Source organism: Vibrio sp. Sgm 5 (assembly GCF_026241575.1).
In the GTDB taxonomy this organism is placed as follows: Bacteria; Pseudomonadota; Gammaproteobacteria; order Enterobacterales; family Vibrionaceae; genus Vibrio; species Vibrio jasicida.
On record NZ_JAPHPY010000001.1, the window covers coordinates 15,817 to 28,121 of the forward strand.

Genomic DNA, 12,305 nt, shown 5'->3' on the forward strand with positions numbered 1-12,305 from the left:
TATCTTGCGTAGAAGGTTGACTTAACGTCGACTATTCTGCTAACAATGGTCCGTATGATAGTCATCATCCGGGCCATTTATTTTAGGGACATAAGAATATGAGCTACCAAGAAAAAAATGCAATGTCGCCAATTATTGACGCGCTAGTGCCAATGGTGGTTGAACAAACTTCCCGCGGCGAACGCTCTTACGACATTTACTCACGTTTGCTTAAAGAGCGCGTGATCTTTTTAACCGGTCAAGTGGAAGACCACATGGCAAACCTTGTCGTGGCTCAGCTACTTTTCCTAGAATCTGAAAATCCAGATAAAGATATTTTCCTATACATCAACTCTCCAGGCGGCAGCGTGACTGCGGGTATGTCTATTTACGACACTATGCAGTTCATCAAGCCAAATGTGAGCACAGTATGTATGGGTCAAGCTTGCTCAATGGGTGCGTTCCTGCTTGCAGGTGGTGCGCCAGGTAAGCGTTACGTTCTGCCTAATTCACGTGTGATGATCCACCAACCACTTGGTGGTTTCCAAGGTCAAGCTTCTGATATCCAAATCCATGCTCAGGAAATCCTGACTATCAAGCAGAAGCTAAATAACCTATTGGCAGAGCATACTGGTCAGCCTCTTGAAGTGATTGAACGTGATACTGATCGTGATAACTTCATGTCGGCAGATCAGGCAGTAGAATACGGTATTGTGGATGCAGTGTTGAGCCATCGCGGCGAGTAATTTAGCCAGCGCATTTTGGCTAAATTTGATATACACTCAATTCATAAAGAGTAAAGGCTAAGAGGTTAGCGAATGACAGATAAAAGCAAAGAAAGTGGCAGCGGCAAATTGCTGTACTGCTCTTTCTGTGGCAAAAGTCAGCACGAAGTTCGCAAGCTAATCGCAGGTCCGTCAGTTTACATTTGCGACGAGTGTGTCGACTTATGTAACGATATCATTCGCGAAGAAATCAAGGATGTTCTCCCTAAGAAAGAATCTGAGGCGTTACCAACGCCAAAACAGATCCGTGAACACCTTGATGACTATGTGATCGGACAAGATTACGCGAAAAAAGTGCTCGCAGTTGCGGTATATAACCACTACAAGCGTTTACGCAATGGTGATACAACGAGCGAAGGTGTGGAGCTTGGTAAGAGTAACATCCTTCTAATTGGTCCAACGGGTAGTGGTAAAACACTGCTTGCTGAGACGCTAGCTCGATTCTTGGATGTGCCATTTACAATGGCTGACGCTACCACACTAACCGAAGCTGGTTACGTAGGTGAAGACGTTGAAAACATCATCCAGAAGCTTCTGCAAAAATGTGATTACGATGTAGCTAAGGCTGAACGCGGCATTGTATACATTGACGAAATTGACAAGATTTCTCGTAAAGCTGAAAACCCATCAATTACGCGTGACGTATCTGGTGAAGGTGTTCAGCAGGCGCTACTAAAACTTATTGAAGGTACGGTTGCATCGGTTCCACCACAAGGTGGTCGTAAGCATCCACAGCAAGAATTCCTACAAGTGGACACGTCTAAGATCCTGTTCATCTGTGGCGGTGCATTTGCTGGCCTAGATAAAGTGATTGAGCAACGTGTAGCAACAGGTACTGGTATCGGCTTTGGCGCAGAAGTGCGCTCTAAGAACGAAACCAAAACCGTCGGTGAACTATTTACTCAGGTAGAGCCTGAAGATCTAGTGAAATACGGTTTGATTCCTGAGTTTATTGGTCGTCTACCAGTAACGACAACGTTAACTGAGTTAGATGAAGAAGCGTTAATTCAGATCCTATGTGAGCCGAAGAACGCACTAACCAAGCAATACGCAGCATTGTTCGAGCTAGAAGACGCTGAGCTTGAGTTCCGTGAAGACGCACTACGTGCTATCGCTAAGAAAGCAATGGAGCGTAAGACAGGTGCTCGTGGTCTACGTTCAATTCTAGAAAGCGTTCTGCTGGAAACCATGTATGAACTGCCATCAGCGACGGACGTAAGTAAAGTCGTGATTGATGAATCAGTCATTAATGGTGAATCAGAACCACTGCTTATTTACAGCAACGCCGACAGCCAGGCAGCTGGAGCAGAATAAATTCAGCCATGAATAAAAAGGAGGTAAGTAATTACCTCCTTTTTTTATTTCTCTTATTGAATCCAAATAATTAGACCCCATATACTTCGTTAAGTAATACGTTAAACGTGAAAGCGGAAGAGAGAATTATATGAACTTGGAACGTTCCGAGCGTATCGAGATCCCGGTATTACCTCTACGTGACGTAGTGGTCTACCCACACATGGTTATTCCATTGTTTGTTGGTCGTGAGAAATCGATTAGTTGTCTAGAAACGGCAATGGAAACAAACAAACAAGTTCTGCTTGTGGCACAAAAGCAAGCTGATACTGACGAGCCGACGGTTGATGACCTATTTGAAGTAGGTACGGTTGCAACCATTCTCCAGCTTCTTAAGCTACCTGACGGCACAGTTAAAGTGTTGGTTGAAGGTCAACAGCGCGCGAAAATCAACCACTTTAAAGAAAGCGAATTCTTCCTAGCAGAGGCAGAGTTTGTGGTTACGCCTGAGCTTGAAGAGCCTGAGCAAGAAGTGATTGTTCGCAGTGCGATCAACCAATTCGAAGGCTTTATTAAGCTAAACAAAAAGATCCCACCAGAGGTGCTTACCTCACTAAATGGTATTGATGAAGCAGCTCGTCTTGCAGACACCATTGCTGCGCACATGCCTCTAAAGCTGGTGGACAAACAGCAAGTACTTGAAATCGTTGATGTGACTGAGCGTCTTGAATTCCTTATGGGTCAGATGGAATCAGAAATTGATCTTCTTCAAGTCGAAAAACGCATCCGTGGTCGCGTTAAAAAGCAGATGGAAAAATCTCAGCGTGAGTACTACCTGAATGAGCAAATGAAAGCGATTCAGAAAGAACTTGGCGAGATGGAAGATGCTCCTGACGAGTTCGAGACCCTGAAGCAAAAGATCGATGAATCGAAAATGCCTCAGGAAGCGCGTGAAAAGACAGAACAAGAGCTGCAAAAGCTTAAGATGATGTCTCCAATGTCAGCAGAAGCGACAGTGGTGCGTAGCTACATCGATTGGATGGTGAGTGTGCCATGGGCGAAGCGTTCAAAAGTTAAGAAGAACCTTGCGAAAGCAGAGGAGATTCTAAACGAAGACCATTACGGTCTAGAGCGTGTTAAAGAGCGTATTCTTGAATACTTGGCGGTACAAAACCGTATCAACAAACTGAAAGGCCCTATCCTTTGTCTTGTTGGTCCTCCTGGTGTTGGTAAAACATCCCTAGGCCGCTCTATCGCTGCTGCAACGGGCCGTAAATATACGCGTATGGCACTAGGTGGTGTACGTGATGAAGCGGAAATTCGCGGTCACCGTCGTACGTACATTGGTTCATTACCGGGTAAGCTCATTCAGAAAATGTCGAAAGTTGGGGTGAAAAACCCACTATTCCTTCTGGATGAGATCGACAAAATGTCTTCAGACATGCGTGGCGATCCGTCTTCAGCACTGCTTGAGGTTCTAGATCCGGAGCAAAATAACGCGTTTAACGATCACTACCTAGAAGTCGATTACGACTTATCAGATGTGATGTTCGTTGCAACGTCGAACTCGATGGATATTCCTGGTCCTTTGTTAGACCGTATGGAAGTGATTCGTCTGTCTGGCTACACAGAAGACGAAAAGCTGAACATCGCGAAACGTCACCTTGTTGACAAGCAAGTTCAACGTAATGGCTTGAAACCAAGCGAAATTGTTATCGAAGATTCAGCGATCATTGGCATCATTCGTTACTACACGCGTGAAGCGGGTGTGCGTAGCCTAGAGCGTGAGATTTCTAAGATCTGTCGTAAAGCAGTGAAGAACATCCTGCTTGATAGCAGCTTGAAATCAGTTACCGTGACAATGGAAAACCTAAAAGAGTACCTAGGTGTTCAGCGTCATGACTTCGGTAAAGCGGACGATAGCAACCGTATCGGTCAAGTAACGGGTCTAGCTTGGACACAAGTTGGCGGCGATCTACTGACCATCGAAACTGAATCAATGCCGGGTAAAGGTAAGCTGACCCAAACGGGTTCACTTGGCGACGTAATGAAAGAGTCGATCCAAGCTGCGATGACCGTTGTGCGTTCACGTGCCGAGAAACTGGGTATTAACTCTGACTTCTACGAAAAACGTGATATCCACGTTCACGTACCTGAAGGTGCAACACCAAAAGATGGCCCAAGTGCGGGTATCGCAATGTGTACTGCACTTGTTTCTAGCTTGACGGGTAATCCTGTAAAAGCAGAAGTGGGTATGACGGGTGAAATCACGCTTCGCGGTGAAGTTTTACCTATCGGTGGCCTAAAAGAGAAGTTACTTGCGGCACACCGCGGTGGCATCAAAACGGTACTGATTCCGAAGGACAATGAGCGTGATTTGGAAGAGATTCCAGAAAATGTTATCGCTGATCTGAAGGTTATCCCTGTACAGTGGATCGACGAAGTTCTTAAAGTTGCACTAGAGCAAGACCCGACAGGCGTTGAGTTTCCGTCTCAAAAATAGTGATGTGCAGCAAAAATAAGTAAAACTTTACGCTGATAGGCTCAAAAAGGCTTGTCAGCGTTTTTTTTGGAAGCTAAGTTAAGTTCGATAGCTTCCAGCCCTTGAAGGATAAGGGGTGGGGCATATTTTTTAATTATGGAACGAAACGTCATCACAAAAATAATCACAGATGACACAAAGGGGAAATCACAGTGAATAAAACTCAACTAGTAGAACAAATCGCAGAAAACGCAGACATCTCTAAAGCATCAGCTGGTCGCGCTCTAGATGCATTCATCGAAGCAGTAAGTGGTACGCTTCAGTCTGGTGACCAAGTTGCGCTTGTTGGCTTCGGTACTTTCAGCGTACGCACTCGTGCAGCACGCACAGGCCGTAACCCAAAAACTGGTGAAGAAATCCAAATCGCAGAAGCTAAAGTACCTTCTTTCAAAGCTGGTAAAGCTCTAAAAGACGCTTGTAACTAATTCTTTGCGTCGATGACGCAGAGCTGGTTCAGCGAACGGCCATTGCATAGTTTTTGTTCAAACAGTCAGATTTGTACAAAAATTTACAAACTAAGAGCCGAACTTTCTTAAATTATGCGCATCCTACTGATGCGCATTTCTTTTTCTGATATTATCGCGACATTACATTTTCTATTAGAAGCAGTCGGCTTCAATTGTGGAGAGCAGTTAAATTATGATGGATCGACTACGCGAAGGCGTGAATAGCATCGCGGTCAAAATTATCCTTGGACTTATCATTCTATCTTTCGTATTTGCAGGTGTAGGTAGCTACATTGTTGGTGGTAACAACAACTCTGCGGCGAAAGTAGGTAATACCGAGATCGCTCGTGGTGAGTTCGAAATGGCTTACCAAAATGAGCGTAACCGCATGCAAGCTCAATTGGGTGACAACTTCTCTCAGTTGCTAGCAGACCCTGCATACGTTGAATCTTTCCGCAAATCAGTTCTAGATCGTATGATCAACGATGTGTTGCTTGATCAACAAGCTGAAGCACTAGGTCTACGCATCAGCGATGCTCAAGTACGTAGCATGATTCTAGACATGCCTCAGTTCCAGTCTAACGGCCAATTTGACCAAGACATCTACCAAGCTTCTTTGCGCCGTGCTGGTTTCTCTCCAGATTCATTTGCAGAGTACATGCGTCGTGAATTGGTTCGTGAGCAACTGCTTAACGCTCTGCAAACCAGTGAGTTCACTCTACCAGGTGAAGTTCAGTCAGAAGGTAAGCTGTTCACACAAACTCGTGACGTTCGTACTGTGACTATCGACTTAGCTGAGTTTGCTAAAAAAGTAGATCTTACTGATGAAGAAATTCAAGAGTACTACAAAGCAAATCCAGATATGTTTACTCGCCCAGAGCAAGTAAAAGTCGCTTACATTGAACTATCAGCTGAAGCACTGAAAAAGCAAATCCAAGTTTCTGACGAAGAAGTTAAGAAATACTACGATGATCACCTAGACAAATACTCTTCAGAAGAGCAACGTCGCGTCGCACATATCCTAGTTGAAGGTGATGATGAAGCGAAAGCACAAGCCATTCTTGATGAACTTAACGGTGGTGCAGATTTCGCTAAGCTAGCAGAAGAAAAATCTGACGACTTTGGCAGTGCTGAAAACGGCGGCGACCTAGGTTGGATTGAGCGCGATGTAATGGACCCTGCATTCGAAGAAGCGGCGTTCGCACTTAAGAACCCTGGTGACGTGACTGGTCTAGTGAAGTCTGACTTTGGCTACCACATCATCAAGCTTGAAGAGCTTAAAGACTCTGTTGCTAAGCCTTTCTCTGAAGTCGCAGCTGAAATCAAACAAGAGATGGTTGACCAAAAAGCAGTTGATCAATTCTACGAGCTACAAAACGAGCTAGAGAAAGTGGCGTTTGAATTCCCTGACTCTCTAGACGACGCTTCTAAAGCGGTTGGCCAAGAAGTGAAAACGACAGACTTCATTTCTCAAGTTGATGCGCCTGAAGTGCTTAAGAACCAAGCAGTAATGCAGGCGATTCTAAGCCCAGAAGTGAAAGAAGATGGTCTAAACTCTGAAGCAATCGAAGTCGCACCTGAGCACATCATTGTTGTTCGCGTTGAAGATGCTCGTGACGAGACCGTACTTCCTCTAGACGAAGTGAAAGACCAAGTGGTTGCTGAGCTATCTCGCGTTAAAGGTGAGCAAGGCGCAATCGAACTAGGTACGAAAGTGGTTGCTGCGCTTAAAGAAGGCAACACGGCTATCCTTGCTGAAAACAATCTAACGTTTGGTGAGCAAGAAACCGTAGACCGTCGTTCTCCACTGGCGAGCACAGTATTTGCTATGGCGAAACCAGTTGATGACAAGCCTGTATACGGTCAGTCAAAAGACCTTGCTGGTAACATCGTGGTTATCGAGCTTGATGCTGTGAAAGCTGAACTAGATGCTTCTTTAGAAGAGCAAGTAGCAATGCAGATGCAACGTGCTTCTTCACAACAAGATCTTACTTCTGTTATCGCAGTACTACGCGCAAACACTGACATCGAGTACTTTGTTGTGAGCAACTAAGCACTACGAATGTAATTTGCATGTTAACTAAAACGGGTCGCATTAGCGGCCCGTTTTATTTTTATCTGAAGTCACTTCAATGCCGTGCTCGGTTTATCTAGAGTAGTCAGTACTTTGACAAGATAACTCAGGAGGAGCACTCAATATGAAATGGATGTTAACGCTGTGCTTAATGCTATTGACACCAGTGGGATGGGCGGCCGGCGGTGAGACAACAAAGTCGAAATCGTCGAAATACGAAGGTATTGAGATTACTGTTAATGTGAATACTGCTTCAGCGGAAGAGATCGCGACATTACTTAATGGTATTGGCGAGAAGAAAGCCGAACAGATAGTAAAGTATCGTGAAGAGCACGGTCCATTCAAAACGGCAGCGGACTTAAGCAAAGTGAAAGGCATTGGGGAAGCAACGGTGAAGAAAAACCAAGAGCGAATTTTGCTGTAAATACATTTTGGCCATTGAAAAGCGAAGTTTCTGTTTCCTATTACTGCTTTCCCGAACCAATCCTCATTACCGGTTCGGGATTTTTTATTTGGTCAGATTTAAATTTGAGGAAGGCCAAAGATCGCTTATCTGGTTTAACCAAAGATCCGGCGATGCATTAACTTTTCCAACCAAGCCATGCCTAAACCACCAATTGCACCAAATAAATGAGCGTCAACCGCAACACGTGCGCCAATCATAGCTGCAGTACTAGTGGAGGGGCCGTAGAATTGCTCCCACGCGACTTTTGCAATTAAGCCACCTACCAGCACCAAACTGCTTCTTCTGCCGTCGAAAACCTCACTGAGCGCCCAGAAACCAAAGAGTCCATGCAATACACCTGACAACCCGACATAAACTGACATATTGGTAAAAAGATTCATCGCACCGACAAATGAACAAAGAATCAAAAATACGATGGTGAAGTTACGTGCTGTCGGTCGAAAGATAAAACCAATAACCCATAATCCAGCGAGATTCATGCCGAGATGAGCAAAGTTGGTATGCGTGAGATTTCCTGTTACGATTCGCCACCATTCGCCATGGCGTATATTGTAAGCATGCCATTCAGTCAGACTTGCCATGGGTTCGAATTGAAGAATTAAACAGATAACGCTGATGATGCTCAGCAATGTATAAAGGTTCACTCTATGTCTCGTTATTGTTCTCAGTGTGGAAAATCGCTCAAAGCCTGTATTTGCCAATGGATTGTACCGCTAGCAAGCGAGGTTGAACTTATCATTCTTCAGCATACGAGTGAAGAACATCGTCCTCTTGGTACGGCACGGATTCTCAATTTGAGCCTAAATCATTGTACTTGCCTGATTGGAGAAGACTTTTCTGACAGTGCGGCCTTGAATGCGTTGCTTGAAGATGAAACCTACCAACATTTCATTCTTTACCCTTCAGAGCAATCGTTGTGCCTTTCAGAATTGGCGACGGTTGCAGAAGTGCCCGATAAGAAAACACGTTTAATCTTACTCGACGGTACTTGGAAGAAAGCCTACAAGATGTGGCAACTGTCGACGAACCTTCATACTATCCAGACGGTTAAACTACCGGAAGACTTACAAGGTCATTATACGATTCGTAAAGCGCCTTCTGATAACAGCTTGTCGACGGTAGAAGCGGGGTTTCATGCGCTCTCGTTACTTCAACCTAGCAAGGATCTTACTCCTTTGTTGATTGCTTTTGAGAAGATGATTGAATTTCAAATCGCCCAGATGCCTCCGGGCGTATTTGAGAAGAACTATCTGAAAGGTGAGTAGCGAATCTATAGAGCATTCTCTATAAGACAATTGAAGAAAACAACTGACGGTGCAGCTTCTGTGCATGGCCGTCGGTCATCGCTGAGATGTAATCTGCAATGACGCGCATTTTTGCACTCTCATCCATTGCTTCTTTCCAAAGTTCTTGAGTGTGTTTGGGTAGCAAGCGTTCAGGATCTGCACTGAGCGCTTCAAATAAATCCATGATGATTTGCTGGCCTTTGTATTCAACAATCTGTACTTGATGAATTTGAATCACATATTGGCTCACGAAGTGTTTCAATACTTCTAGTGCTTTTGCCATATGAGGTTCTAAACAGGCGTTCCAAGCCAGTAAGTGGTTATTGAATGGCTCATCAACTACTTTGATTGAGATACTCGTCAATAGGGCGTTAACCATGCCACCAATCGCGTCTTTACGTCGATGATGTTTACCACTAAACAACATTTGACCGATGGAACCGATGTGTTCTTCAAACCAAGGGTCTCCGCAATCTGCAAGCTGGCTTGCTGCCCCTTCTTGCCACTGCTGTCGAGTTACCATACCAAGCACAATGGCATCTTCTAAATCATGTACGCCATAGGCGATGTCGTCCGCTAGCTCCATTATTGAGCAGTCCAAAGACTTAAACCGAGTTTTACAGTGCTCCAAGTCTGATTCAGGGCGGCAACGCATTTGGCTTAATAGTGCTTTGTCGTTTTCGGTCAGTGGCGCAATGACCCAATCGAATAAATCCTTATCGCAATCATAAATGCCTTTGGCAGGGCTCCAATCTTTGGCTTTGAGTTTGCGTTGATGCTCAACCGGGTCCGGTAGGCGCGTGGAGCGTGTTTGACTAAGCAGAGCTGGGTACTTTATTAAACCGAGTAAAGCGCGACGTGATAGGTTCATGCCGAAGTGCTCGGTATAAGGTTCAAGCTTGGTGACGATACGGAAGGTTTGAGCATTGCCTTCAAAGCCGCCGTGATCACGCATCATGTAGTTTAAGGCGACTTCACCACCATGCCCATAAGGGGGATGACCAATGTCGTGTGCGAGACACAATGAATCGATCAAGCTGTCAGACGGCAGTAGATCTCGAAATTCAGGTTGCTTCTTTTTTAGTTGGGCAACAATACCTGTTCCAAGCTGCGCTGCTTCTAGAGAGTGGGTGAGTCGAGTTCGGTGAAAATCTTCCAAGCTGTTGCCATGCACTTGGGTCTTCGCTTGTAAGCGTCGAAATGCTGCAGAATGCAGAATGCGTGCACGATCACGTTGATACGGGCTACGATGGTCATCGCGGCGGATTTTATGTTCATCATCATGGCGTTCTTGCCATAAAGCGTTTAATTCAAATGACACATTTCTCTCCATCAACTAGCTAATTTCATCCAGCGATAATTCAAAACTTGGGGCAAAGGTATGAAGGAAGTATTCCATTTCCGGTGTTTTGCGTTCTTGCAATGTGATATCTAAGCGTTTCTTTGCCAAGGCAAATTCGTGGTTTCCTGCACTGAGTTCTTCCAAGCATTTAAGGTACGCACAGATAGAATCTGCTTGCTTAACGATTTTAGCGTCTTCTTCATGAGCGGAATGCGAGAGCAAGTAGGGTGCGAAATCATCTTGAAACTCTTCAGGTAACATCGAGAGCAGTTTTTGTTCTGCCGCTGCTTCAATCTTCTTATATTCTTTAGAAATTTCAGGGTTGTAGTACTTAACGGGGGTCGGTAGATCCCCAGTGAGTACTTCACTCGAATCATGGTACATGGCGAGTATAGCGATACGTTCAGGGTTTAGTGTACCGCCGAATTTTTTGTTTTTAATTAATGCTAGGGCATGCGCTACGAAGGCAACTTGTAAGCTGTGTTCAGAGACATTTTCTGGCGAGACTGAGCGCATCAGTGGCCAGCGTTGGATGAGTTTCATTCGGGCCAAGTGGGCGAAAAAATGGCTTTCTTTCATTGCACTCTCCTATGTACCGATCCCACAAACCGTTCGTAAGTGACATTGGTATTTGATACGAAAAAGGAGCTCACTGGGAGCTCCTCTAAGCATATGAGAGATCAGCAGTAATTACTACTGGCTATACGTTGATAGGAAACGCTCAAAGCGGCCAATCGCGGTTTCGAGATCTTCTACGTGCGGCAGTGTAACAATACGGAAGTGATCCGGTTTCGGCCAGTTAAAGCCAGAACCTTGTACCAGAAGTACTTTTTCTTGCTTCAAGAAGTCGAGCACCATTTGTTGGTCATTCTTAATGTTGTACATCTTGGTGTCGATTTTCGGGAACAAATACATCGCACCTTTCGGCTTCACACACGAAACACCAGGGATCTGGTTGATCAGTTCGTAAGCTCGGTTACGTTGCTCAAGCAAACGACCACCCGGCAAGATCAGCTCATTAATACTCTGGTAGCCACCCAATGCGGTTTGAATCGCATGTTGCATTGGTACGTTGGCACATAAACGCATCGAAGAAAGGAGTTCTAAGCCATTGATGTAACCTTGTGCTAGATGTTTAGGACCCGTTAGGAACATCCAACCGCCACGGAAACCACAAACGCGATACGCTTTTGAAAGACCGTTGAACGTCATCACCAATACATCTTCTGTTAGCGTTGCAACCGAGGTGTGTGTCGCGCCGTCGTAAAGGACTTTGTCGTAGATTTCATCAGCGAAGATGATCAGGTTGTGTTGGCGCGCAATCTCGATAACTTCTAATAGGAAATCACGACTGTATACCGCACCTGTTGGGTTGTTCGGGTTGATAAGAACAATACCACGGGTTTTTGGCGTGATTTTCTTTTTGATGTCTTCAAGATCTGGGTACCAGTCTGCCCCTTCATCACAGATATAATGCACAGGTTTACCGCCAGACAAAGCAACAGATGCCGTCCAAAGCGGGTAGTCTGGCGCAGGGATCAGCATTTCGTCGCCATTGTTCAGTAATGCTTGCATCGCCATCACGATCAGCTCTGATACACCGTTACCAACGTATACATCTTCAACATCTAACGATCGGATGCCTTTGCGCTGATAGTGCTGCACGACAGCTTTACGCGCCGAATAAATGCCTTTGGAATCACAATAGCCTTGAGAAGTTGGCAGATTACGAATGACATCTACTAGAATCTCATCAGGGGCGTCAAAACCAAATGGGGCGGGGTTACCAATGTTTAGCTTTAGGATTTTATGCCCCTCTTCCTCCATGCGTTTAGCATGTTTGAGTACAGGACCCCTAATGTCGTAGCAGACATTGTCGAGTTTTGACGACATCCCGATATTTTGCATTGCTTAATTCCTAAAAAATCGTTAATTTCTTTATTAAAATACAATAATTTGTTTTTTATTAGAATAAAAATCTGTAAATTATCCGTTTGGTGATTAAGTTTTGTTCTGTTGGTATCACAGGAATTTGCAAAAGATCGTATACGACCTTGATTTGCTTTGGGTCTAAACTTAGAGTAGCCGTCAG

General features: G+C 44.9%; 11 protein-coding genes. 7 read left to right on the forward strand and 4 right to left on the reverse strand.

From position 1 onward, the window contains the following. Positions 1 to 98: 98 nt before the first annotated feature. The 6 genes from clpP (at position 99) to OQJ86_RS00085 (ending at position 7,543) form a co-directional block, all read left to right on the forward strand. On the forward strand, positions 99 to 725 hold the full coding sequence (gene clpP / locus OQJ86_RS00060; protein WP_005430931.1) for an ATP-dependent Clp endopeptidase proteolytic subunit ClpP: 627 nt from the start codon (positions 99 to 101) through the stop codon (positions 723 to 725). Positions 726 to 797: 72 nt separating this feature from the next. After that, positions 798 to 2,078, forward strand: coding sequence for an ATP-dependent protease ATP-binding subunit ClpX (gene clpX / locus OQJ86_RS00065; protein ID WP_038865557.1), 1,281 nt, complete (start codon positions 798 to 800; stop codon positions 2,076 to 2,078). Between the two features lie 130 nt (positions 2,079 to 2,208). Continuing rightward, positions 2,209 to 4,560 (forward strand): endopeptidase La, encoded by a 2,352-nt coding sequence (gene lon / locus OQJ86_RS00070; protein WP_265984923.1) that lies wholly within the window; start codon positions 2,209 to 2,211, stop codon positions 4,558 to 4,560. 191 nt (positions 4,561 to 4,751) lie between these two features. Further along, entirely contained in the window at positions 4,752 to 5,024 is a 273-nt protein-coding gene (locus OQJ86_RS00075) for an HU family DNA-binding protein (protein ID WP_005430934.1), read from the forward strand. A 214-nt stretch (positions 5,025 to 5,238) separates the two neighbouring features. After that, the gene (gene ppiD, locus OQJ86_RS00080; protein ID WP_038865553.1) at positions 5,239 to 7,098 is read left to right on the forward strand and encodes a peptidylprolyl isomerase; all 1,860 of its coding nucleotides are present in this window, start codon (positions 5,239 to 5,241) and stop codon (positions 7,096 to 7,098) included. A 145-nt stretch (positions 7,099 to 7,243) separates the two neighbouring features. Further along, on the forward strand, positions 7,244 to 7,543 hold the full coding sequence (locus OQJ86_RS00085) for a ComEA family DNA-binding protein (RefSeq protein ID WP_265984928.1): 300 nt from the start codon (positions 7,244 to 7,246) through the stop codon (positions 7,541 to 7,543). A 134-nt stretch (positions 7,544 to 7,677) separates the two neighbouring features. Here the strand turns inward: OQJ86_RS00085 and rrtA are convergent, their stop codons facing one another. Further along, complete coding sequence (gene rrtA / locus OQJ86_RS00090) at positions 7,678 to 8,229, reverse strand: rhombosortase (protein WP_038879420.1); 552 nt, start codon at positions 8,227 to 8,229, stop codon at positions 7,678 to 7,680. 3 nt (positions 8,230 to 8,232) lie between these two features. Between rrtA and OQJ86_RS00095 the strand changes: the two genes are divergently transcribed. Next, positions 8,233 to 8,850: a tRNA-uridine aminocarboxypropyltransferase gene (locus OQJ86_RS00095; RefSeq protein WP_265984931.1), complete on the forward strand. Its 618-nt coding sequence runs from the start codon at positions 8,233 to 8,235 to the stop codon at positions 8,848 to 8,850. A gap of 19 nt (positions 8,851 to 8,869) precedes the next feature. Here the strand turns inward: OQJ86_RS00095 and OQJ86_RS00100 are convergent, their stop codons facing one another. The 3 genes from OQJ86_RS00100 to OQJ86_RS00110 form a co-directional block, all read right to left on the reverse strand. Further along, positions 8,870 to 10,204, reverse strand: a complete 1,335-nt coding sequence (locus OQJ86_RS00100) for an anti-phage deoxyguanosine triphosphatase (protein ID WP_042602167.1) — start codon at positions 10,202 to 10,204, stop codon at positions 8,870 to 8,872. A 3-nt stretch (positions 10,205 to 10,207) separates the two neighbouring features. Then, entirely contained in the window at positions 10,208 to 10,792 is a 585-nt protein-coding gene (yfbR, locus tag OQJ86_RS00105; protein ID WP_038865545.1) for a 5'-deoxynucleotidase, read from the reverse strand. A 114-nt stretch (positions 10,793 to 10,906) separates the two neighbouring features. Beyond that, positions 10,907 to 12,121 carry a pyridoxal phosphate-dependent aminotransferase gene (locus OQJ86_RS00110; protein ID WP_005437583.1) on the reverse strand — a complete coding sequence of 405 codons (1,215 nt, stop codon included), beginning with the start codon at positions 12,119 to 12,121 and terminating at the stop codon, positions 10,907 to 10,909. Positions 12,122 to 12,305: the final 184 nt, after the last annotated feature.